21 protein-coding genes are annotated in these 22,081 nt (G+C 53.4%); 9 read left to right on the forward strand and 12 right to left on the reverse strand.

Annotated features, from left to right (window positions below; translation table 11 throughout):
* Window positions 1-7 precede the first annotated feature (7 nt).
* From GFC06_RS17415 to GFC06_RS17430, 4 genes are all read left to right on the forward strand, one after another.
* A complete protein-coding gene (locus GFC06_RS17415; protein WP_153690434.1) occupies window positions 8-1,177 on the forward strand; it encodes an ABC transporter substrate-binding protein in 1,170 nt (389 codons plus the stop codon).
* Window positions 1,150-2,685, forward strand: coding sequence for an ABC transporter permease family protein (locus tag GFC06_RS17420; RefSeq protein WP_047498879.1), 1,536 nt, complete (start codon window positions 1,150-1,152; stop codon window positions 2,683-2,685). Before GFC06_RS17415 ends, GFC06_RS17420 begins: the two co-directional genes overlap by 28 nt.
* Entirely contained in the window at window positions 2,685-3,317 is a 633-nt protein-coding gene (locus GFC06_RS17425; RefSeq protein ID WP_047417900.1) for an ATP-binding cassette domain-containing protein, read from the forward strand. Before GFC06_RS17420 ends, GFC06_RS17425 begins: the two co-directional genes overlap by 1 nt.
* 86 nt (window positions 3,318-3,403) lie before the next feature.
* The gene (locus tag GFC06_RS17430) at window positions 3,404-4,711 is read left to right on the forward strand and encodes a sulfurtransferase (protein WP_049040435.1); all 1,308 of its coding nucleotides are present in this window, start codon (window positions 3,404-3,406) and stop codon (window positions 4,709-4,711) included.
* A 100-nt stretch (window positions 4,712-4,811) separates the two neighbouring features.
* On the opposite strand, the gene GFC06_RS17435 is transcribed toward GFC06_RS17430, so the two are convergent.
* Window positions 4,812-5,435, reverse strand: a complete 624-nt coding sequence (locus GFC06_RS17435; RefSeq protein ID WP_047358607.1) for a CDP-alcohol phosphatidyltransferase family protein — start codon at window positions 5,433-5,435, stop codon at window positions 4,812-4,814.
* Window positions 5,428-5,997, reverse strand: coding sequence for a carboxymuconolactone decarboxylase family protein (locus tag GFC06_RS17440; protein ID WP_153690435.1), 570 nt, complete (start codon window positions 5,995-5,997; stop codon window positions 5,428-5,430). The genes GFC06_RS17435 and GFC06_RS17440 overlap by 8 nt, the downstream gene beginning before the upstream one ends.
* 79 nt (window positions 5,998-6,076) lie before the next feature.
* Between GFC06_RS17440 and GFC06_RS17445 the strand changes: the two genes are divergently transcribed.
* The gene (locus tag GFC06_RS17445) at window positions 6,077-6,490 is read left to right on the forward strand and encodes a pyrimidine (deoxy)nucleoside triphosphate diphosphatase (protein ID WP_153690436.1); all 414 of its coding nucleotides are present in this window, start codon (window positions 6,077-6,079) and stop codon (window positions 6,488-6,490) included.
* Here the strand turns inward: GFC06_RS17445 and GFC06_RS17450 are convergent.
* Window positions 6,450-6,725: a YnjH family protein gene (locus GFC06_RS17450; protein WP_016152834.1), complete on the reverse strand. Its 276-nt coding sequence runs from the start codon at window positions 6,723-6,725 to the stop codon at window positions 6,450-6,452. The two genes, GFC06_RS17445 and GFC06_RS17450, sit on opposite strands and share 41 nt — an antisense overlap.
* Before the next feature lie 237 nt (window positions 6,726-6,962).
* Here GFC06_RS17450 and gdhA point away from each other — a divergent pair, with 237 nt between their 5' ends.
* On the forward strand, window positions 6,963-8,306 hold the full coding sequence (gene gdhA / locus GFC06_RS17455; protein ID WP_153690437.1) for an NADP-specific glutamate dehydrogenase: 1,344 nt from the start codon (window positions 6,963-6,965) through the stop codon (window positions 8,304-8,306).
* A gap of 63 nt (window positions 8,307-8,369) precedes the next feature.
* On the opposite strand, the gene topB is transcribed toward gdhA, so the two are convergent.
* The 3 genes from topB to GFC06_RS17470 all read right to left on the reverse strand — a co-directional run bounded on the left by topB (window position 8,370) and on the right by GFC06_RS17470 (window position 12,032).
* Window positions 8,370-10,316: a DNA topoisomerase III gene (gene topB, locus GFC06_RS17460; RefSeq protein ID WP_019076618.1), complete on the reverse strand. Its 1,947-nt coding sequence runs from the start codon at window positions 10,314-10,316 to the stop codon at window positions 8,370-8,372.
* Between the two features lie 4 nt (window positions 10,317-10,320).
* Complete coding sequence (gene selD / locus GFC06_RS17465) at window positions 10,321-11,364, reverse strand: selenide, water dikinase SelD (RefSeq protein WP_103766207.1); 1,044 nt, start codon at window positions 11,362-11,364, stop codon at window positions 10,321-10,323.
* Between the two features lie 116 nt (window positions 11,365-11,480).
* A complete protein-coding gene (locus GFC06_RS17470) occupies window positions 11,481-12,032 on the reverse strand; it encodes an NAD(P)H nitroreductase (protein WP_016152830.1) in 552 nt (183 codons plus the stop codon).
* A 175-nt stretch (window positions 12,033-12,207) separates the two neighbouring features.
* Here GFC06_RS17470 and sppA point away from each other — a divergent pair, with 175 nt between their 5' ends.
* Genes sppA through pncA form a run of 3 tightly spaced genes read left to right on the forward strand, consistent with a single transcriptional unit; the run spans window position 12,208 to window position 15,789 of the window.
* Window positions 12,208-14,064 (forward strand): signal peptide peptidase SppA, encoded by a 1,857-nt coding sequence (gene sppA / locus GFC06_RS17475; RefSeq protein ID WP_016156312.1) that lies wholly within the window; start codon window positions 12,208-12,210, stop codon window positions 14,062-14,064.
* 55 nt (window positions 14,065-14,119) lie between these two features.
* Window positions 14,120-15,136, forward strand: coding sequence for an asparaginase (gene ansA / locus GFC06_RS17480; RefSeq protein WP_016156311.1), 1,017 nt, complete (start codon window positions 14,120-14,122; stop codon window positions 15,134-15,136).
* Between the two features lie 14 nt (window positions 15,137-15,150).
* On the forward strand, window positions 15,151-15,789 hold the full coding sequence (gene pncA / locus GFC06_RS17485; RefSeq protein ID WP_047498901.1) for a bifunctional nicotinamidase/pyrazinamidase: 639 nt from the start codon (window positions 15,151-15,153) through the stop codon (window positions 15,787-15,789).
* A 37-nt stretch (window positions 15,790-15,826) separates the two neighbouring features.
* Here the strand turns inward: pncA and GFC06_RS17490 are convergent, their stop codons facing one another.
* The 6 genes from GFC06_RS17490 to GFC06_RS17515 all read right to left on the reverse strand — a co-directional run bounded on the left by GFC06_RS17490 (window position 15,827) and on the right by GFC06_RS17515 (window position 22,070).
* Complete coding sequence (locus GFC06_RS17490; RefSeq protein WP_047498903.1) at window positions 15,827-17,185, reverse strand: MFS transporter; 1,359 nt, start codon at window positions 17,183-17,185, stop codon at window positions 15,827-15,829.
* A 140-nt stretch (window positions 17,186-17,325) separates the two neighbouring features.
* A complete protein-coding gene (locus GFC06_RS17495) occupies window positions 17,326-18,084 on the reverse strand; it encodes a DeoR/GlpR family DNA-binding transcription regulator (protein ID WP_016152825.1) in 759 nt (252 codons plus the stop codon).
* Window positions 18,085-18,220: 136 nt separating this feature from the next.
* Window positions 18,221-19,204 carry an NADH-dependent methylglyoxal reductase gene (ydjG, locus tag GFC06_RS17500; protein ID WP_016152824.1) on the reverse strand — a complete coding sequence of 328 codons (984 nt, stop codon included), beginning with the start codon at window positions 19,202-19,204 and terminating at the stop codon, window positions 18,221-18,223.
* A gap of 9 nt (window positions 19,205-19,213) precedes the next feature.
* Window positions 19,214-20,161 (reverse strand): carbohydrate kinase family protein, encoded by a 948-nt coding sequence (locus GFC06_RS17505; RefSeq protein WP_047358601.1) that lies wholly within the window; start codon window positions 20,159-20,161, stop codon window positions 19,214-19,216.
* 4 nt (window positions 20,162-20,165) lie between these two features.
* A complete protein-coding gene (locus GFC06_RS17510; RefSeq protein WP_016152822.1) occupies window positions 20,166-21,002 on the reverse strand; it encodes a ketose-bisphosphate aldolase in 837 nt (278 codons plus the stop codon).
* A gap of 24 nt (window positions 21,003-21,026) precedes the next feature.
* A complete protein-coding gene (locus tag GFC06_RS17515) occupies window positions 21,027-22,070 on the reverse strand; it encodes an NAD(P)-dependent alcohol dehydrogenase (protein WP_047498905.1) in 1,044 nt (347 codons plus the stop codon).
* Between the last annotated feature and the right edge of the window lie 11 nt (window positions 22,071-22,081).

The following is a 22,081-nucleotide window of genomic DNA, read 5'->3' on the forward strand; positions in this document are numbered from 1 at the left end:
AGATATTATGCGTTACTGCTTATTGTGCCTGAGTTTGCTGCTCTCTCCGCTGGCGGCTTTCGCCGAGGACGCCAGTTGGCAGCAAATCAAAAATGACGCCCGCGGTCAGACGGTGTGGTTCAACGCCTGGGGTGGCGACAACGCAGTTAACCAGTATCTCGACTGGGTTAGCGGCGAGATGAAAACACACTATGCCATTAACCTGAAAATCGTACGCCTGGCGGATGCCGCCGACGCCGTAAAACGTATCCAGACGGAAGCGGCATCCGGGCGAAAAACCGGTGGTTCGGTCGATTTACTGTGGGTGAACGGCGAAAATTTCCGCACGCTGAAAGAAGCCGGGCTGCTACAGACCCAGTGGGCGCAAATGCTGCCTAACTGGCGCTATGTTGATACCCAGAAACCGGTGAATGAAGACTTTTCCATTCCAACGGAGGGGGCTGAATCACCGTGGGGCGGCGCACAGCTCACCTTTATTGCCAGGCACGATCTCACCGCGCAGCCGCCGCAATCCCCGCAGGCACTGCTTGAGTTTGCCCAGACGCACCCTGGCACGGTGACCTATCCGCGGCCGCCAGACTTTACCGGAACGGCTTTTCTGGAGCAGTTGTTAATTTCGCTCACCAACAAGCCGCAAGCGCTGAAAATAGCGCCAGATTCGTCCACATTCGCCGATGTTACCGCTCCATTGTGGCATTACCTTGATGCTTTGCATCCTGCCCTGTGGCGCGAAGGTAAAGATTTTCCGCCCACGCCCGCGCGAATGGATGCGCTGCTCAACGGTGGCACCCTGCGTTTATCAATGACCTTTAATCCTGCCCACGCGCAGCAAAAAGTGGCCAGCGGTGAATTACCCAAAAGCAGCTATAGTTTTGGTTTCTCACAGGGCATGCTCGGCAACGTGCATTTTGTCACCATTCCAGCGAATGCGCGTGCCAGCGCCGGAGCGAAAGTCGTGGCAAATTTCCTGCTTTCACCCGAAGCGCAGCTGCGTAAAGCCGACCCGTCAGTCTGGGGAGATCCTTCGGTGCTTGATCCACAAAAATTGCCTGTCGACCAGCGTAATGCGCTGCTGGCGCGGATCCCACAAGGGCTCCCTGCCGTACTGCCAGAACCGCATGCTGCATGGGTAAACGCTCTGGAACAAGAATGGCTACGCCGCTACGGTACACATTAATTCTGCTACTCTGGGCCATCATGGCGGGCGTTTATCTGCCGCTGGCGCCAGCGGCTTTTTCTCTGATAACGCCGGCGCTGAGCACCAGACACTGGCTGGCGCTATTTAGCGATCCTCAACTCCCGCAGGCGTTACTGGCAACGCTGGTTTCCGTAAGCCTCGCGGCTGGCGGCGCGCTGATCATCGCCCTGCTGGCGATCCTCGCCTTATGGCCCGGCGCGGGCTGGGCGCGTCTGTGCACGCGTCTTCCGTGGCTGCTGGCGATTCCGCACGTTGCCTTCGCCACCAGCGTGCTGTTGGTTTTTGCCGAAGGCGGCATGCTCTGGCAATGGCTCCCGTTCCTCAGCCCCCAGCCTGACCGCTACGGCATTGGGCTTGGCGTGACGCTGGCGGTAAAAGAGAGTGCCTTTTTGTTATGGATCCTCTCAGCTCTGCTGAGTGAAAAACAGCTTTCGCAGCAGGTTATCGTCCTGGATTCGCTGGGTTACAGCCGACTGCAATGCCTGAACTGGCTGGTTCTGCCCTCTCTCGCCCCCGCGTTAGGCAAAGCCATGCTGGCAATCGTCGCCTGGTCGCTCTCGGTAGTGGATGTAGCAATCGTCCTTGGTCCCGGAAACCCACCAACGCTTGCCGTGTTGAGCTGGCAATGGCTCAGTCAGGGCGATGCCGAGCAACAGGCTAAAGGAGCACTCGCCAGCCTGCTGCTGGTACTGCTGCTACTCATCATCGCGCTGGCGGGGTATCTGCTCTGGCGCGCCTGGCAACGCACTATTCCCGCAGTAAACGGGGAACGCCTGCGTTTTTCATCCTGTACAATCGGCCGTTCGCTGGTACAACTTTTGCCCTTTGGCGGTGTGGTGTGCGCGCTGGCTCTGGCGCTGATCGCCAGCTATTCGTCGCTAAATAGCGAGGCGCTCAGCACTAGCCTGCAACTGGGGCTTCTCTCCAGCGTGCTGGCGTTGCTGATACTTTTTGCCTGGCTGGAATGGGGTCCACAAACCGGACACCGTTGGGTCTGGCTACCGCTCATTTTGCCTGCGCTGCCGCTGGTAACTGGACAGTATCTGTTGGCGTTATATGCCGGACAGGATGGGCTGATGATAACCATTGTCTGGGGACACCTGCTGTGGGTGATGCCATGGATGCTGTTTGTGCTCAAACCGGCGTGGCAACGCATTGACCCACGATTGATTTTGATTGCGCAAACGCTGGGTTGGACCCGGGGGCGCATATTCTGGCAAGTAAAATGTCCGCAACTGGCGCGCCCGGCACTGGTTGCCTTCGCGGTAGGGTTCTCAGTCAGTATCGCCCAGTATATGCCGACGCTGTGGTTAGGCGCCGGGCGCTATCCCACGCTGACCACCGAAGCGGTGGCATTAAGCAGCGGCGGTAGCACCGCCATTCTGGCAACCCAGGCGCTATGGCAGCTTCTGTTACCGCTTATAATTTTCGCACTGGCGGCGTTTCTCGCTGCGTGGATTGGCCGCTTTCGACAAGGACTCCGCTAATGCTCATTGTACAAGGCGTTTCGTTGTACCAGGGTACGACGGCGCTACTGAAGGACGTTAATTTCCAGGTTAATAAAAGTGACATTGTCACCATTATGGGGCCTTCCGGCAGCGGTAAGTCTTCGTTATTTTCGTGGATGATCGGGGCGTTGTCTCCTCAGTTTCAGGCGTCAGGCGAACTGTGGCTCAACGAACAGCGCGTAGACACACTGCCTACTGCGCAGCGCCAGATTGGCATTCTGTTTCAGGATGCGCTGCTGTTTGACCATTTCAGCGTTGGGCAGAATTTACTGCTGGCCTTACCCGCCAGCGTGCAAGGTCCCGCCAGACGCCATGAGGTGGAAAGCGCCCTCGCACGCGCGGGCCTGGCAGGATTTTATTCACGCGATCCGGCTTCGCTCTCCGGCGGGCAACGCTCACGTGTCGCCCTGCTTCGCGCGCTACTGGCGCAACCCCAGGCGCTGTTACTCGATGAACCCTTTAGCAGGCTGGATGCGTCGCTGCGCGATACCTTTCGCCAGTGGGTCTTCACCGAAGTACGTAAACTGGGTATTCCGGTGGTCCAGGTTACCCACGATGCGCAGGACGTTCCGCCAGCAGGTCGCGTATTACAGATGGAAAACTGGGCGTGAATGTGGCGATATGCTGCGTTAACGCAAGGTTTTTACTTAACTGGCGGCACAGAATGTCGTCCTCTTTTTCAACGTCGGGCTATTCGATGAAACGTGTTTCTCAAATGACCGCGCTGGCACTGGCTTTAGGGCTCGCTTGCGCTTCTTCCTGGGCTGCTGAAACAGCACAGACGCTCACCCTCAACCAGTTACAGCAAAAGCAAGGCGCGGCGATCGATACCCGTCAGAGCGCTTTTTACAACGGCTGGCCGCAATCGCTTAATGGTCCTTCAGGACACGAGCCTTCCGCACTGAACCTGTCTGCCGCCTGGCTCGACAAGATGAATGATGAACAACTCAGCGCCTGGGTTAAGGCACATCACCTGAAAACTGACGCGCCGGTGGCATTGTATGGCAGCGATACTGACATGCAGGCCGTCAAATCCCGCCTGCAGAAAGTCGGCTTTAACGCTATCTCAACCCTCAGCGATGCGCTTACGGACCCTGCCCGCCTGCAACGTCTGCCGCACTTCGAACAGTTGGTTTACCCGCAGTGGCTGCACGACCTTCAGCAGGGTAAAGAGGTGACCGCCAAACCGGCCGGTGACTGGAAAGTGATTGAAGCCGCCTGGGGCGCGCCGAAGTTGTATCTGCTCAGCCATATCCCTGGCGCGGGCTACATTGATACCAACGAAGTCGAAAGCGAACCGCTGTGGAATAAAGTGTCCGACGCGCAGCTCAAAGCGATGCTGGCGAAACACGGCATCCGCCACGACACCACGGTGATTTTATACGGCCGCGATGTCTACGCCGCCGCGCGCGTGGCGCAAATTATGCTGTATGCAGGTGTGAAAGATGTTCGTCTGCTCGACGGCGGCTGGCAGACCTGGTCTGACTCAGGTTTACCGGTCGAACGCGGTACTGCACCAACGGTGAAGCCTGAACCTGATTTCGGCGTGACGATCCCTGCCCAACCGCAGCTGATGCTGGATATGGAACAGGCTCGCGGTCTGCTGCATCGCCAGGATGCGTCTTTGGTGAGCATTCGTTCATGGCCGGAATTTATCGGTACGACCAGCGGCTATAGCTACATTAAGCCAAAAGGTGAGATCGCAGGGGCGCGTTGGGGCCATGCAGGCAGCGACTCCACCCACATGGAAGATTTCCATAACCCGGATGGCACCATGCGCAGCGCCGATGACATCGCCGCCATGTGGAAGCAATGGAATATCCTGCCACAGCAGCAGGTCTCATTCTATTGTGGTACCGGCTGGCGTGCTTCGGAAACGTTTATGTATGCCCGCGCAATGGGCTGGAAAAACGTCTCCGTCTACGACGGCGGCTGGTATGAGTGGAGCAGCTCTCCGAAAAACCCGATCGCCAGCGGTGAACGGGGTCCGGACGCCAGCAAGTAAGATTGCCATTGCTGCCGGATGCAGCGAGAACGCTTTACCCAGCCTACATAAACCATCGTTGTAGGCCGAATAAGCGAAGCGCATTCGGCAACGCACTACGTTACGCCTGACGCTGGACCGCTTTCAGCGTCAGATATCCGCTCCAGATCCGGGTGAACGTCGTCATCCAGCACAGCGCGCCAAAGACCCACGCCATTACGGCAAAATATTCCGGGAACAGACATCCCAACACAAACAGCAAAATCGTCTCGGTTCCTTCAGTCAGTCCGCCCAGATAATAAAACGATTTATGCGCATAACCGGGGTTATCAATCTGATGCTTTGCCGCCAGCGCGGCGAAGGCCAGAAAGCTGCTGCCGGTGCCAATAAACGCGAACAACAGCCAACCGCCTGCCAGCGCATTTTGCGCCGGCGCAGCAAGAATAAAACCAAACGGCACTAAGGCGTAAAACAGAAAATCGAGCGAGATATCCAGAAACCCTCCCGCGTCCGTTAGCCCTCTGCGCCGTGCCAGCGCCCCATCCAGCCCGTCAAACAGCCGATTGAGCACAATAGCCACCAGCGCCGCCATATACCAGCCTAACGCCAGAAATGGCAACGCCAGCACGCCAATAGCAAAACCGACCAGCGTAAGTCCGTCCGGGGTAATCGCCGGTTGATCAATGATGCCCACGCAGCGATGCAAAAGCGGTTTTAATCGCGGATGAAGATGGCGGTCAAGCATGCGGGCGTCCTTTAAAACTGTCGCACAGTCCCTGGGAGGGAATATCGAGAGCGGCATTAAAACGCGCCGAGAGATTTTGAAACGCAATCAGCGCGGTCATTTCCGTAATGGCGTCATCGGTAAAATACTGCTTCATCTGCGCTTTCAGCGCATCGCCAACCTGTGGTGGCGTTGCGGTGACCGCATCAGCATAGGCCAGCCCTACACGTTCTTCTGCGCTAAATAGCGTTGATTCTTGCCAGTTGGCAACCTGTAAGACTTTATCCAGCGCGCCGCAGCGTTCAGCCAGCCGTAAACTGTTGGCGTCAACGCAGAAAGCGCAATGGCACACCTGAGAAACGCGGGTCATCAACAGCGCGCGCATCACCGGCGACAGGCGCGCCTTTTTACGCTCCAGAAACCCGACAAACAGCGCCACCAGCCAGAACAGGAACGGCATCCGCCCCCACCAGCGCGTGGGATGCAGCACATCGCCATAATGTTTTTTCTGTGTAGCAACGAGCGGTTGCAAACTGGAAGGGATACGCGTTAACGGTTTTACCCACGACTGAGGATCGTTCAACGGTGGCTCCTGAATACTTTAGATAAAACAAAGATAACGATAGTATGTCATTTTCTGCCGTTAGATATTGATGAATATAATGAAAACCCTCGACGTGGTCGCCGCTATCATTGAACGTGATGGCAAAATTTTACTGGCTCAACGCCCGCAGCATGCGGATCAGTCAGGTATGTGGGAGTTTGCTGGCGGTAAGGTTGAGCCGGGGGAAAGTCAGCCAGAGGCGCTGGTCCGTGAACTGCGTGAAGAGTTGGGCATCGAGGCGGTCATTGGGCGCTACATTGCCAGCCATCAACGCGAGGTTTCAGGCCGACTCATTCACTTACATGCCTGGCATGTACCGTCATATCAGGGGGAGCTGAGAGCGTATGAGCATCAGGATATCGTCTGGTGTTCACCCGAAGAGGCGCTGCGTTATCCGCTGGCGCCTGCCGATATCCCGCTATTAGAAGCGTTTATCCTTTTACGCGACGCCAGACCAGCGGATTCGTGCTGATCGTTTTATCATCACGCTGGCACTGAAGCAAAACGCCATCCGCTTTAATCACCGCCCCTTCTGAGTAGTTTTGATCCTGATAAATACAGCACTGACTACAGGGTTGCGCCCGCTGACCGCTGGAACTGAACACTTCCGGCGGGACATTCACCTGCACGTCCGGGCGATAGAGCTGATTTGCCAGCGTCGCGCTGGACACCAGTGCCAACGCTCCTGCCATGATTATACGGCGCATATTCTTTCCTTTTTGACTGACAGTTATGCTCAGTATAACGGTATAAACCGGCAGAAACTTTAGCCCTTGCCATCATCGCTTTTGGTTATGACCCACGCCGCAATATTAATTTACTTAGCGCGGTTAATTTTTTCTTGCGTCCCGTCACACTGCTGATGTTATAGTCAAAAACTGCAAAACACTTAACACAAAAATCAAAAATATAACCATATCAATACATAAGAGGTACTTATATCTATGGATCAGACATGTTCTCTGGAGTCATTCCTTAACCATGTGCAAAAGCGCGACCCGAATCAGACCGAGTTCGCGCAAGCCGTTCGTGAGGTAATGACGACACTGTGGCCCTTCCTCGAGCAAAACCCGCGTTATCGTCAGATGTCGTTGCTGGAACGTCTGGTTGAACCGGAGCGCGTGATCCAGTTCCGCGTCGTCTGGCTGGACGATCGCAATCAGGTGCAGGTCAACCGCGCGTGGCGCGTGCAGTTTAGCTCCGCCATTGGCCCATACAAAGGCGGGATGCGTTTCCACCCTTCCGTGAACCTGTCGATCCTGAAATTCCTTGGCTTCGAGCAAACATTTAAAAACGCCCTCACCACGCTGCCAATGGGCGGGGGTAAAGGCGGGAGCGATTTCGATCCGAAAGGTAAAAGCGAAGGCGAAATCATGCGTTTCTGCCAGGCGCTGATGACCGAACTGTTCCGCCATTTAGGGCCCGATACCGATGTTCCGGCGGGCGATATCGGCGTAGGCGGTCGTGAAGTCGGCTTTATGGCCGGGATGATGAAAAAACTGTCCAACAACAGCGCCTGCGTCTTTACCGGTAAAGGTCTCTCTTTCGGCGGCAGCCTGATTCGCCCGGAAGCTACCGGCTACGGTCTGGTGTACTTCACCGAAGCGATGCTCAAACGCCATGGCCTGGGCTTTGAAGGCATGCGCGTGGCCGTCTCTGGTTCCGGTAACGTGGCGCAATTCGCCATTGAGAAAGCCATGGAGTTTGGCGCGCGAGTAGTCACCGCCTCCGATTCCAGCGGAACCGTGGTCGACGAAAGCGGATTTACCAAAGAAAAACTGGCGCGTCTGTGCGCGATCAAAGACAGCCGCGACGGCCGCGTGGCGGATTACGCCCGCGAATTTGACCTGACCTATCTGGAAGGCCAACAGCCGTGGTCGGTTCCGGTTGATATCGCCCTGCCGTGCGCCACCCAGAACGAACTTGATGTCGATGCGGCACGCGTGCTGATCGCCAACGGCGTGAAGGCTGTCGCCGAAGGGGCAAACATGCCTACCACCATCGAGGCCACCGATCTGTTCCTGGAAGCGGGTGTATTGTTCGCGCCGGGTAAAGCGGCCAACGCGGGAGGCGTAGCGACATCCGGTCTGGAAATGGCGCAGAACGCCGCGCGTCTGGGCTGGAAAGCGGAGAAAGTGGATGCGCGCCTGCACCACATCATGCTGGATATTCACCATGCCTGCGTCGAGTACGGCGGCGAAAGCAAGCAAACCAACTACGTACGTGGCGCCAACATCGCGGGATTCGTGAAAGTTGCCGACGCGATGTTGGGCCAGGGTGTGATTTAATTCAGATCTGTTGTTCCCGTAGGCTTGATGCGGCACACGTGCCTTATCCAGCCTAAGAGCGCATTACAGGCCCGCCTCTTCAGATGGCGGGCTTTTTTTCGCCGTGCGTTTCCGCGGCGCGCTCTTTTTCTTGTCACCACCACTACTACCCGGTGCGGCAATACCACGGAAGCGTCGTACCGGCGTGCTGCGCGCCTGATCGATAAGTTGATACAGCGTCCCCACCAACGGCTGCATGAAATCCTGATATCGACACTGTTTTTCGCTGATTTGGGTCAGGATAGATTCCCAGTGCGCAGTCATATCCGGACGCGTCGCCATTTCAGGCAGCGAATGAAACAGCGCTTTTCCGGCATCGGTAGAATGGATATAGCGCCCCTTCTTCACCAGGAAACCACGCTTAAACAGCAGCTCGATAATCCCGGCGCGCGTCGCTTCCGTTCCCAGTCCGTCCGTTGCGCGCAGGATCTTTTTCAGATCTTTATCCTGCACAAAGCGCGCGATTCCGGTCATCGCTGACAGCAGCGTGGCATCGGTAAAGTGCCGCGGAGGTTGGGTCTGTCGTTCAACCACTTCGCCTTTTTCGCACAGCAGTTCGTCGTCTTTTGCCACCACCGGCAGCGGCGTCCCGTCGTTATCTTCGTCGCGCTCTTTGTTGCCAAGCAGCGTACGCCATCCAGCCTCCGCCAGAAAACGGGCTTTGGCGACAAACTTACCTTTCGCGATGTCCAGCTCAATAACGCACTTCCTGAATACCGCATCCGCGCAAAATTGCATCAGATATTGACGGGCAATCAGGTTGTATATCTTCGCTTCATTATCGTTCAGGTTGATGGACGAACTGCGCGCGGTTGGAATGATGGCGTGGTGCGCATCCACTTTTTTATCATCCCAACAGCGGTTTCGCGTATCGGGATTGACCGCCGGTTGCGGAAGCAGATCCGGCGCATGGACGCTAATCGCGTTCAGCACCGCGTGACGTCCGGCAAAGTGTTCTTCCGGCAGATAACGGCTATCCGAACGCGGATAGGTGATCAGTTTATGGGTTTCATACAGCTTCTGGCAGATATCCAGAACGTTTTGCGCACTTAAGCCAAAGCGTTTCGCCGCTTCAATCTGCAACGCCGACAGCGAAAACGGCAGCGGCGCGGATTCTGATTCCCGTTTATCGTTATAGCTGGTGACGATCGCCGGCTGACCGTTAATGCGGTTTACCACGTGTTCAGCCAGCGTGCGGTTTAGCAAGCGCCCTTCTTCATCCTGATACGGCTCACACGCTTCGCTCGGCTGCCAGATAGCGGTAAACCGCTCATCGGCGGGCGTCACGATATGCGCCTTTACCTCGAAGAAGTCTTTGGCAACGAAGTTTTCAATCTCTTCATCGCGACGCACAACCAGTCCGAGCACCGGCGTTTGCACGCGCCCGACCGAAAGTACGCCCTGATAGCCCGCGTTACGCCCCAGAATGGTGTAAGCGCGCGTCATGTTGATACCGTACAGCCAGTCCGCCCGCGCTCGCGCCAGTGCCGACACGCACAGGGGGATGAACTCACTGTTGGCACGCAGACGCTCAATCGCCCGCTCGACGGCCTGCGGGTTGAGGTCGTTAATCAGGCAGCGTTGCACCTGCTGGCGCTTTTCAGGGGCCAGTTGCAGATAATCCAGCACTTCATCCACCAGCAGCTGTCCTTCACGATCGGGGTCACCTGCGTGAATGACTTCACTGGCCTCATGCAAAAATCGCTTAATAACGTTGAGCTGTTTGGTCACCGAGGGACGCGGCTGCAGTTGCCACTTTTCCGGGACAATCGGCAGATCAACCAGACTCCAGCGAGCATAACGACTGTCATAGGCATCTGGCTGCGCCTGCTCAAGCAGGTGACCAATACACCAGGTCACCACTTGCCCGTTTCCGCATTCGATAAAACCGTCACCTTTGCGATGCGGCTTCGGCAGCACATCGGCGATAGCGCGCGCCAGACTCGGTTTTTCGGCAATAAACAACCGCATCGAGTTAACGGATCTCAACCATGGCGCGACCGCCACGAGCTTCCACTAACTCACCAATCGCGGTGAGGTCGATGCCAAACTGCGCCGCTGACGCTTTAACTTCGGCTTCAGCTTCCGGCGTTACCGCTAACAGCAGACCACCGGAAGTTTGCGGATCGCAGAGCAGATCGCGAACCGACTGCGGCATTTCACCCATCAGGTGTCCGTAGCTGGCAAAGTTACGCTGGGTACCGCCCGGCACCGCGCCCTGCGCGATGTATTCTTCAACACCTGGCAGCTTAGGAATAGCCTGGTAGACGATCTGCGCCTGAACGCCGGCCCCCTGACACATCTCGCTCAGATGCCCCAGCAGCCCAAAACCGGTAACGTCGGTCATGGCTTTCACGCCGTCGATATCGGCAAATGCCGCCCCGGCAATGTTCATCCGGCACATCACTTCCGTCGCCAGCCCTTTGTGCTCGTCCTTCAGCAGCGATTTTTTTTCTGCGGTGGTCAGGACACCAATACCCAGAGGCTTGGTCAAAAACAGCTTGCATCCCGCCTCGGCGGTGCTGTTTTTCTTCACGCGTTCAGTTGGAACAACGCCGGTTACCGCAAGACCAAAGATAGGCTCAGGGGCATCGATAGAGTGCCCCCCCGCCAGCGCGATACCCGCCTGACGGCAGGCAAAGCGTCCGCCTTCGGTTACTTCGCGGGCGATTTCCGGCGCCAGCTTATCAAGCGGCCAGCCCAGGATAGCAATTGCCATAATCGGTTTGCCGCCCATGGCGAAAATATCGCTGATGGCGTTGGTGGCGGCGATGCGGCCAAAATCAAACGGATTATCGACAATCGGCATAAAGAAATCGGTGGTGCTGATTACGCTGGTGCCGTTCCCCAGATCGTATACAGCCGCGTCGTCGCGGGTTTCATTACCCACCAGTAAGTTTGGATCAACAAACTTCGCCTGCTCGCTGTGCAGGATGGTTTCCAGCACTTTCGGGGAAATTTTACAACCGCAACCGGCTCCGTGGCTGTATTGCGTTAAACGAATAGCTTGCTCGCTCATGGACATCTCCTGTCATTGCAATCCGGATATGGTAGCGCTCATTCCATGATGTGGTAAGAGTGACTGTCTGAATTCGGGTGCCTTTGCTCATAATCCAGACAGTTTTGCCGTTGATATCAGAAATAACGGACGAATGCGCTCGGATCGGCAAGGGTAATCGTCGTGGAAGCTTTCAACTGTGGTGTGCCCAGATAGAGAAAACCGACGATTTTATCCTGTGGGCGACAGTCAAACGCTTCGCGGACGACCTCACTTTCGGTTAATGCGCCACTGCGCCAGATACCGCCAAAGCCCTGGGCAATGGCAGCCATCTGCATGGCCATCACCGCACAACCGGCAGACATTTCCTGTTCCCATAGCGGAACCTTGTCGTTTGCTTCACATTTCGCTACCACGGTAATAATCAGCGGTGCGCGAAACGGCGCGCTGCGCGCTTTTTCCTGGGCCTTCTCATCGCTGCCAGATGCAATAGCGCCTTTTTCAAGCACGGCGGCAAAGCGTTCACGCCCTTCGCCCTCAATGACAAAGAATTGCCACGGTTGCAGCGTTTTGTGGTCCGGCGCGCGCATTCCCGCACGCAGAATATTTTGCAGTTGCTCTCCTGCCGGGGCCGGTTCGACGAGACGAGAGGCGCTACGACGGGTCATAAGTAATTCAAGTGCATCCATTTGCTTAACTCCAACAATGAAATTTGTTCACAAAATTAACACGTGAGCGGATTTTGTTACAGCACAGGCGGTGATTCCTGCTGACAAGTGCCTGTCGGGTCATTACGATAGCCTCATCTTATCGCCTTTCTCCGGGATTTCGGGGTGGCGTGTTGTTAATTGGTAGGGAGAATACATGCGAACCCTGTGGCGATTTATTGCCGGATTTTTTAAATGGACATGGCGATTACTCAATTTCGTCCGTGAATTTGTGCTTAACCTGTTCTTCATCTTTTTGGTGCTGGTTGGCGTGGGCATCTGGATGCAGGTCAGCAGCAGCAACACCAGCGAACACGCTGAGCGAGGCGCGTTGCTGCTCGATATCTCTGGGGTGATTGTCGATAAGCCTTCGAGCACCAGTCGTTTAAGCGTTATTGGCCGTCAGCTGTTTGGCGCCAGTTCCGATCGTCTGCAGGAAAACTCTCTGTTTGATATCGTGAATACGATTCGCCAGGCAAAAGATGATCGCAACATCACCGGCATCGTGATGGATCTGAAAAATTTTGCCGGGGCAGACCAGCCTTCCATGCAGTATATCGGCAAAGCACTGCGGGAATTCCGCGACAGCGGTAAACCGGTCTTTGCCGTGGGCGATAACTTCAGCCAGGGGCAGTATTACCTCGCCAGTTTTGCTAACAAAATTTACCTCTCTCCGCAGGGTTCCGTTGATCTGCACGGCTTTGCCACCAACGGTCTGTACTACAAGTCCCTGCTCGATAAGCTGAAAGTTTCCACGCACGTGTTCCGCGTCGGGACCTATAAGTCTGCCGTAGAACCGTTTATCCGCGATGATATGTCTCCTGCCGCGCGTGAAGCCGACAGTCGCTGGATCGGCGAGCTGTGGCAGAACTATCTCGACACGGTCGCCGCCAACCGCCAGATCCCAGCTCAGCAGGTGTTCCCTGGCGCACAGGCGATGCTGGACGGTTTGACGAAGGTCGATGGAGATACGGCGAAATATGCGCTCGACAACAAACTGGTGGATGCACTCGCCTCCAGCGCCGAAGTCGAAAAAATGCTGACCAAACAGTTTGGCTGGAGCAAAGCGGATAAAAACTATCGCGCCGTCAGCTATTACGATTATTCGCTGAAAACACCGGCGGATACCGGAGACAGCATTGGCGTTATCTTCGCGAACGGAGCGATTATGGACGGTGAAGAAACCCCAGGAAATGTGGGGGGCGACACCACTGCCGCACAAATCCGCGAAGCGCGTCTCGATCCGAAAGTGAAAGCTATTGTACTGCGCGTGAACAGTCCTGGCGGCAGCGTCAGCGCCTCGGAAGTCATTCGTGCTGAGCTGGCTGCGGCAAAAGCGGCGGGTAAACCGGTTGTCGTGTCCATGGGCGGCATGGCGGCCTCCGGTGGCTACTGGATCTCCACCCCAGCCAGTTACATTGTGGCAAACCCCAGCACGTTAACCGGTTCAATCGGGATCTTTGGTGTGATCAACACCGTAGAAAACAGCCTGGATTCCATTGGTGTACATACCGATGGCGTGGCCACTTCCCCGCTGGCGGATATCTCCATCACCAAAGCGTTACCGCCTGAAGTGCAGCAAATGATGCAATTGAGCATTGAAAATGGCTATAAGCGCTTTATCACGCTGGTCGCGGATGCACGTAAGACAACCCCTGAGCAGATTGACAAAATCGCGCAGGGTCACGTCTGGACCGGTCAGGATGCGAAAGCCAACGGACTGGTAGACAGCCTCGGTGATTTTGACGACGCCATCGCGAAAGCGGCTGAGCTTGCCAAGCTGAAACAGTGGCACATTGCGTATTATCAGGATGAACCGACATTCGTCGATATGGTAATGGACAGCATGTCAGGCTCCGTTCGCGCCATGCTGCCCGAAGCTATTCAGGCCATGCTTCCGGCACCGCTTGCTTCTGCGGCCAGTGCAGTTAAAGCGGAAAGCGATAAGCTGGCCGCGTTTAACGATCCGCAAAACCGATATGCGTTTTGCCTGACCTGCGCCAACGTTCGCTAACAATTGCCCCCTCTTCGGGATGAAGAGGGGTTTTCATTGAGACAGAAGAAAAGTCATGCAAAAGAAATCGATTTACGTTGCCTATACCGGCGGTACCATTGGTATGCAGCGCTCAGAACAGGGTTATATTCCTGTTTCTGGTCATCTCCAGCGTCAACTGGCATTGATGCCTGAATTCCACCGCCCGGAGATGCCAGACTTCACCATCCACGAATACGTCCCGTTGATGGATTCCTCCGACATGACGCCGGAAGACTGGCAGCATATTGCGGAAGACATTAAAGCGCACTACGACGATTACGATGGTTTTGTCATTCTGCACGGCACCGACACCATGGCGTTTACGGCTTCGGCGCTCTCTTTTATGTTGGAGAATCTGGGTAAACCGGTCATTGTGACAGGGTCACAAATTCCGCTGGCAGAGCTACGTTCAGACGGGCAAATCAATCTGCTCAATGCGCTGTACGTTGCGGCAAATTACCCGATCAATGAAGTAACCCTGTTTTTCAACAATCGACTGTTTCGCGGCAACCGTACCACTAAAGCGCACGCCGATGGCTTTGACGCCTTTGCCTCACCCAACCTTGCGCCGCTACTGGAAGCCGGGATCCACATCCGTCGACTGGGAACACCGCCAGCACCGCACGGCGCAGGTGAACTGATTGTTCATCCTATTACTCCACAACCGATTGGCGTAGTCACCATTTACCCAGGTATCTCCGCTGATGTGGTGCGTAACTTCCTGCGCCAGCCGGTAAAAGCGTTAATTTTGCGCTCCTACGGCGTGGGCAATGCACCGCAAAATAAAGAGTTTCTGCAAGAACTTGAAGATGCGAGCTCACGTGGCATTGTTGTGGTGAACCTGACCCAGTGTATGTCCGGCAAGGTAAACATGGGTGGCTATGCGACGGGTAATGCCCTCGCCCACGCTGGCGTGATTGGCGGCGCGGATATGACCGTCGAAGCCACGCTCACCAAATTGCACTATTTACTCAGTCAGGGACTGGATGTGCAGAGCATTCGTGAAGCTATGACGCAAAATCTGCGCGGCGAGCTCACCCCGGACGAATAAAGGAGTCTATGCCCATGGCCCGAGCCTTACTGTTGGTCGATTTACAAAATGACTTTTGTGCCGGCGGCGCTCTCGCTGTTCCGCAAGGCGACAGCACAATCGAGATTGCCAACCGTCTGATTGACTGGTGCGCCCTACGCGGCGACACGGTTGTTGCCAGTCTGGACTGGCATCCGGCTAATCACGGTAGTTTTGCCAGCCAGCATCAGGTCGCCCCCTACAGTCAGGGACAACTGGATGGTCTGGCGCAAACGTTCTGGCCCGATCATTGCGTGCAAAACAGCGAAGGAGCGGCCCTGCATCCGCTGCTGAACCAGCGTGCGATAGCGAAAACCTTCACCAAGGGCGAGAACCTGCTGGTCGACAGTTACAGTGCGTTTTTTGATAACGGTCGTCGTCAGGCAACCGCGCTGAACGCCTGGCTGCTCGAACACCGTATTGCTGAGCTTATTATCATGGGTCTGGCTAGCGACTATTGCGTTAAATTCACCGTTCTGGATGCGCTCGATCTTGGTTATACCGTCAGCGTTATTACCGACGGCTGCCGTGGCGTCAATATTCAACCCCAGGACAGTGCAGAGGCGTTTATGGAAATGGCCGCAGCGGGCGCAACGCTGTATACGCTTGATGACTGGCTGGAAACCCATCGCTAATTGATGTCGACAGGATCCCCCCTGTCGGCACGTTATCTCAAGCCAGTGTCGAAATCTCTTCCAGCGAAACTTTGCGTGTTTCGATGCCAAAGCAAAAAAGAATCAGCGCGCACAGCACCAGCATTATGCCTAGCACGATAAAGACCGTAATCGAGCCGTAGCGGGTCAACAAGATAGCGACGCCATAGGGCGTAAATACTGCGACAATTCTTCCCACGGCATTCACAAAGCCCGATCCCCGCAATCTAAGGTGTGTGGGCCACAGTTCGGGGACATATACCGCAGAGGCAAAGCACACGTACATATACAAAAAAAAGATCATCACCAGCCCGTAGCTCAAAATAGCCCACTCTTCGGTTTGAATCGAATAGAAATATCCGAGCAGCGCGATAATAACCAACAAGAATGAACCAAACAATCGACGTGGAAAACGATCAATAATCAGTGTGGCAATAAATATCCCAACGGGTGCGCCAATCATAATTATCGCGGTCATAAAAATAGATTTCGTCACATCGATTCCCGAATTAACAAAAATCGTCGGGATCCATACCGTAATGGTATAGAGCGAAATATTCATCGCGATAAGCACGGTGATTGCCACCAGCGTACAACGCAACATCGGCCCTTTGAACAAGAGCCAAAATGAATCACTTTCCGTGCTTATATCCGCAGTCAGGCAATCGCTATGGCAGGGAGGTAAAGTGATGTTTTTTTCTTTCTGAATTTGCAGTTCCACCTGTAGAAGATGTTTTTCAGCTTCGTTTCTCTTTCCTTTGCCAGCCAGCCAACGAGGAGATTCAATATAATACTTTCCCGACAGATACCATGCTAAGAGCATCGCCATGCCACCGAGTAAAAACATCATCCGCCAGCTTAGAAAGGCGATAATCACAACGCCAATCGCCGCTGAAAGCATCGGCGACCAGTTGCCGACAAACGACAGGCGAGCAGACCACTTCCCACGCACCCCGGGCGGAATAAATTCAGTAAATGAGGCATAGCCCACCATAATCAGCGCTCCCATTCCGCTCCCCATTAGGAAGCGGAAAAAGATAAGCCAATACATGTTAGGCACAAACGTTGCCGCACAGGCAGAGACCCCGACGATCAGCAAATTGAAGCGGAACGCTTTGCGTCGACCAAGATAATCACCAATAAAGCCACCGGTTAGTGAGCCAATAAAATAGCCAAACATCAGAGCCGAGGTAAACGCGGCGTTGAGGTAATTATTTGACCAACCGGTACTGACTAATTTTGCCAACACCACATTCCCGGAATAGCTGAGAAAACCGGTGACTAATAAACTAAAACTGATAATGCCGAAAATACGAAAATGAAATCGAGATAAAGGTAAGCGATCTAATCTTGCACCGATAGGGTCACATTGTTCCATCTGGATGCCTCAAATTAAGCTAAATAGAAAGTATGGCGATCGCGGCAGAAAAAATCTCACCGCGCCATCCATCATCATTAGATTCTTCTGGCATTTTCCAGGTGCAAACTAAAATAATATCGATACGACCCACGTTAAAATTAATATACGAGTTGAATATTATTTTCTTTGCAAAATGCAATCCACTCTGCACCCGGTGCCTTATTGGTTATTAGGTAATTAATATGGCTAAAGTCCACGAGCTGGACGAACGCTTTACGATCGAACTTCGAATGATCAACCAACAGAGCCACCTCGGTCGCCTGGCGGATCATCGTCTTTTTGATTTCCGCTTCCGCTTCGTTAGAGTCAAGCGCTCCGCTCTGCATATCCAGACCTTTGCAGCTCATTACCAGGATATCAACATGATAGCGGCTGATAATCTCCTTGGTGATCCTTCCCTGAAGCGACAGCGTATTCTTATTTAATTCACCGCCAGTAGAAACAACGTTAATTTCTGACTGTGCAAGTTCATGAAAAGCTTCAGCCGAGTTGGTCAGTAGCGTCAGATCGTTTCTTTCCTTCAACAGTTTCAATAATTCCATCGCGGTACTGCTGGCGTCGGCAGCCATGGTGGTCTTATTTTTAATGAACGGTAATGCATTACGGGCAATGATCTGCTTTTCTTCAAAAAAAGATTTTGCACGCTTATAAAAATGGATATTGTCGGACAACGCGGTTGTATTGAGTACAGCACCGCCATATGTTCGGGTCAAAAACCCTTCATCTTCCAGTTTTTCCAGATCGCGGCGAATCGTTTCTTCAGTCACCTGAAAGATCGAACTTAAATTAGATACCGCTACTTTCTTATCATTCACCACCATTTGCTTAATGGCCTGAATCCTGTCTTTTGCCGCCACGATGACACCTCTGTTTGCTGCAAAGTAATAATAAGACCCAAGTATCTCACAGGCCATGTTTATTTTCAAAATAACATGTCTGAATCACAGATTTTAGTGCTATTTTACGCAGAAACAGAGGTGAACCCCATTTGGCTTATTTTGTATCCAACGCCTCAGCCATTCGCCTCATCAATAAAGAATCATCATCGGTCAGGGGAATCGTTAACGCCTGAACATTATCACGGACCTGTTCAGGTGCGGTTGCGCCGCTCAGCAAGGTGATTAAATCGCTTTGCTTTAAAATCCACGCCAGTGCCAGCGCGGGGATTGTGCAGCGGTATTTTTCGCACAACGGCCGCCATTGCTCAAGCATGTCAATCACCCGTAGCATATTGTCTCGTTGGAACCAGACTTTGTTGGCCCGCGCCCCGCCAGGGACATAATCGCGATCAATAGTTCCGGTCAGTAGACCCTGCTCAAGCGGTGAATATACCTGCACCACGATGCCATGCTGCTGACATAACGGCAGCAGTTCAGCTTCCAGTGCCCGGTCAAGGATGCTGTACTTGGCCTGGATGATATCCAGCTCACCGTGTTTGAGATACTCCCTGATATGTTCCGCATCGACGTTAGCCGCACCGATAGAACGAATTTTCCCCTCTTTCTTGAGTGCGTTTAGTGTATCGACGGTTTCCGCAATCGGCGTAAAACAGGGTTCGACCGACTGCCAGTGGGTCATGTAGATATCAATGCTCTCAATACCCAGTCTTTGCAGACTGGCATCCACCTCTTCGCGAATCGACTCGGGTGTGAGATTTTTATACAACTGCCGGTCGCCCACTTTGTTAAACAAACTTCCTGTTCGCTCCCAGACGATGCCGCATTTGGTTTCAACAACGATATCGTTACGCGGCAGTTTTTTCAGCGCCTGCCCGACAATCACTTCACTATTGCCGAAGTTGTAACCTGGCGCGGTATCAATCAAATTAATACCGCAGCGATGCGCCTCAACAATGGTATCAATACAGACCTGCAGATCGAGATCGCCGTTCCACGCCGGACCGCCGCCAATCGCCCATGTGCCTAATCCCATGCGGGAAAGCGTAATATCCGTACTGCCTAAAGGAATCATTTTCATCTGCCGCTATTATCCTTCATATTCATCGAGAAGTTGTTCAACCAGCTTTCTGTTCTTCACACCCGTCGTGGCCCCTACGCTCAAAACCGATATGGCCGCCGTTGCATTAGCAAACAGCGCGCACTCACGCAGTGTTTTGCCTTCAAGCAGCGCGGAAATAAATCCCGAGGCAAAATTGTCTCCCGCGCCGATAGTGTCGATGGCGGTAATTCCCGAAACGGCTGGAACCTCGATTTTCATATCGACACGTTTGATAAAGCAGCCTCTCTTGCCGGTCTTAATCACGACTGTTTTCACGCCGCAGTTCAGGAAACTGTCGGCAATGTCATCCAGCGTCTCTTTCCCGGTGAGCAGTTTGGCCTCCTCAAAATTAGGAAACAGATAATCCACGTAGCTCAATGCCTGTCGAATATCTTTCAGTGTTTCATTAAGCCGCGGTTTGATCATATCCGCACAGATAATTAACCGATGCGCTTTCGCCTGAGCGAAAATTGCCGTCAGTGCATCGCTATCCAGTAACGGACTATTAAAAATACTCGCCAGCGACAGCAGCTTTGCTTGAGAGAAGCGGTCAAAATCAACATCGCTGATATTCAGCTTCCACAGGCTGCCGTTACGGTTAGTCACGAAAGTACGCTCGCCATCGGCGGTGACTAATCCCACGTTAATAGAGGTATCAATTGCGGCATCCTGCTTCAGGCTCTGAATATCTATATTCTCCCGACGACAGTGGTCGAGAATAAAATGACCTGCTGCATCAGCACCTACCCGGCTCATTAACGCTGTACGATGGCCGAGACGAGAAATAATAGTCGCTTCATTAATTGCGTCGCCGCCGGTTGTCATCGCTATTCTTTCTAACGGATAAGAATCAACATCAAAAATATTTTTACTCACCGGCTGTAAGGGAATATCAACAATAGCTGCCCCTATACAAATAACCTCGATATTATCCATGTTGTCATTCCGCTTTACCGTCAGAACCAAACAATTTAATTTTCTCCAGCGCGCGCTCTTTTACCGCTTTGCGAACTTCACGTTCAACGTGCAGGAAGGGCTGATTCTGGTTCTCCTGCACTGCCACCATTGCAGCCTGGCACAGTTCGGTATGAATGTTGATTTTAGAGATACCTAATGAAATGGCTTTTTTGATATCCGCATCGCTGATACCCGACGCACCATGCAACACCAGTGGCACGGATACGGCTTCCCGCACGCGTTTAACCACGTCGAAATTCAGTTTCGGCTCTGAGGTATAGACGCCGTGCTGGTTACCAATCGCCACCGCCAGAGAATCGCAGCCGGTACGCTCGACAAATTCCGCCGCCTGGTTCGGATCGGTATAGTGATAACCCGCCAGCGCTTCTTCGTACACCGTTTCATTGCCCACATGGCCCAGCTCAGCTTCGACCGGCACACCCAGCGGATGGAAAAAATCCACGGCCTCTTTTGTCAGACGAATATTCTCTTCGAAATCAAAGGCAGAGGCATCACGCATCAGCGAATTCATACCATGAGTCCAGGCGTTATGGATAATCTCCATGCTACGTCCGTGATCCCAGTGGGTAATAACTGGAACCGAGGCCTTTTTAGCCATTGAAACCATCATGTGCGAAAAATCTTCGAACGAGGTATTACCCACAAAACCAGTACCGAAAGAGATAATCACCGGCGATTTCGATTCTTCCGCCGCATCAATCACCCCCATTAGCATTTCCGCATTCCACACGTTAAAGTGAGCAATCGCATAATGTTTATTTTGGGCATCATTTTCCCAATATTTAATATCTGCCAGCATAGTTATTTCTCCCTTTTCGATAAATTAATGATTTACTTTAATTACGCCTTTAATAATTTCGCTTTTGTTATTAACGGATTCATCAAACGCGCGCTGAACATCTGCATAATCGTAAATATGCGTCACCATCGATTTCACATCGAACCGACCGGAGGATATGGCTTCAATAGTAACCGGATAGCGGTTGGCGTAACGGAAAACGGTCTGAATAGACACTTCACGGTTAATTTTGAGAAAATTAATTGCGGAATCACCAGGTACTGTACCAACGATCATGATTTTCCCGCCGCGCATCACCAGATACGGCGCCTGCTTAACGGTTATGGCTGAACCGGCAGTTTCGAAAACAATGTCCGCGCCCATATCGCCAGAGAACTGCTGGCAGCGGACAATGGTGTCCTCTTTTGCACCGTTTATAACGGTTGTCGCCCCGAGTTGTTCAGCCATCGCCAGACGTTTTTCCAGCACATCAACCACCGCGATCTCGGTTGCGCCCAAACATTTACACGCCTGCAAAGTCATTAAACCAATACACCCCGCCCCAAGAATGACGATTTTCTTACCCGGTTTAACGTCTGCCAGCATTGCAGCATGCATACCCACCGCCGCTGGCTCCACCAGCGCACCTTCCAGGGTGTCCATGTTATCGGGCAATTTGTAAGTGAAACTCTCCGGATGACACAGATAGTGGGTTAGCGCGCCGCGGTAGTTGGGCTGCGTAGCCATAAAATCGACGTCCGGGCAGATATTATATTTCCCTTCCAGGCAGTAGCGGCAGTGACCGCACGGTACACCGGGTTCAATATTCACCCGATCACCCGGTTTAAATTTGGTTACACGGTTCCCTACCGCCACCACCGTACCGGCGCATTCATGCCCCAAACCAATTTCCTGATTAGGATCTTTCGGCGGAATAAAAGGACCTGATTCAAAACCGTGAACATCTGAACCGCAAATACCAACGTATTCAACTTTGATCAGCACTTCATGCTCATTGGGCACCGGAATATCGGCGGCGATGATTTTCATCGTGCCCGGCGTTTTTAATATCGCTTTCGAGTTTTTCATTTTATTTCCCG

The sequence above is a fragment of the Citrobacter braakii genome, from assembly GCF_009648935.1.
GTDB lineage: Bacteria > Pseudomonadota > Gammaproteobacteria > Enterobacterales > Enterobacteriaceae > Citrobacter > Citrobacter braakii.

Bases quoted from the DNA above. Each gene is read 5' to 3' on its own strand.
- sppA (WP_016156312.1), top strand. From the start codon at position 12,208: ATGCGAACCCTGTGGCGATTTATTGCCGGATTTTTTAAATGGACATGG.
- selD (WP_103766207.1), bottom strand. From the start codon at position 11,364: ATGAGCGAGCAAGCTATTCGTTTAACGCAATACAGCCACGGAGCCGGT.
- GFC06_RS17470 (WP_016152830.1), bottom strand. From the start codon at position 12,032: ATGGATGCACTTGAATTACTTATGACCCGTCGTAGCGCCTCTCGTCTC.
- GFC06_RS17435 (WP_047358607.1), bottom strand. From the start codon at position 5,435: ATGCTTGACCGCCATCTTCATCCGCGATTAAAACCGCTTTTGCATCGC.
- GFC06_RS17510 (WP_016152822.1), bottom strand. From the start codon at position 21,002: ATGCTGGCAGATATTAAATATTGGGAAAATGATGCCCAAAATAAACAT.
- topB (WP_019076618.1), bottom strand. From the start codon at position 10,316: ATGCGGTTGTTTATTGCCGAAAAACCGAGTCTGGCGCGCGCTATCGCC.
- GFC06_RS17415 (WP_153690434.1), top strand. From the start codon at position 8: ATGCGTTACTGCTTATTGTGCCTGAGTTTGCTGCTCTCTCCGCTGGCG.
- GFC06_RS17490 (WP_047498903.1), bottom strand. From the start codon at position 17,185: ATGGAACAATGTGACCCTATCGGTGCAAGATTAGATCGCTTACCTTTA.
- GFC06_RS17425 (WP_047417900.1), top strand. From the start codon at position 2,685: ATGCTCATTGTACAAGGCGTTTCGTTGTACCAGGGTACGACGGCGCTA.
- gdhA (WP_153690437.1), top strand. From the start codon at position 6,963: ATGGATCAGACATGTTCTCTGGAGTCATTCCTTAACCATGTGCAAAAG.
- GFC06_RS17450 (WP_016152834.1), bottom strand. From the start codon at position 6,725: ATGCGCCGTATAATCATGGCAGGAGCGTTGGCACTGGTGTCCAGCGCG.
- ansA (WP_016156311.1), top strand. From the start codon at position 14,120: ATGCAAAAGAAATCGATTTACGTTGCCTATACCGGCGGTACCATTGGT.
- GFC06_RS17430 (WP_049040435.1), top strand. From the start codon at position 3,404: ATGAAACGTGTTTCTCAAATGACCGCGCTGGCACTGGCTTTAGGGCTC.
- GFC06_RS17505 (WP_047358601.1), bottom strand. From the start codon at position 20,161: ATGGATAATATCGAGGTTATTTGTATAGGGGCAGCTATTGTTGATATT.
- GFC06_RS17420 (WP_047498879.1), top strand. From the start codon at position 1,150: ATGGCTACGCCGCTACGGTACACATTAATTCTGCTACTCTGGGCCATC.
- ydjG (WP_016152824.1), bottom strand. From the start codon at position 19,204: ATGAAAATGATTCCTTTAGGCAGTACGGATATTACGCTTTCCCGCATG.
- GFC06_RS17515 (WP_047498905.1), bottom strand. From the start codon at position 22,070: ATGAAAAACTCGAAAGCGATATTAAAAACGCCGGGCACGATGAAAATC.
- pncA (WP_047498901.1), top strand. From the start codon at position 15,151: ATGGCCCGAGCCTTACTGTTGGTCGATTTACAAAATGACTTTTGTGCC.
- GFC06_RS17445 (WP_153690436.1), top strand. From the start codon at position 6,077: ATGAAAACCCTCGACGTGGTCGCCGCTATCATTGAACGTGATGGCAAA.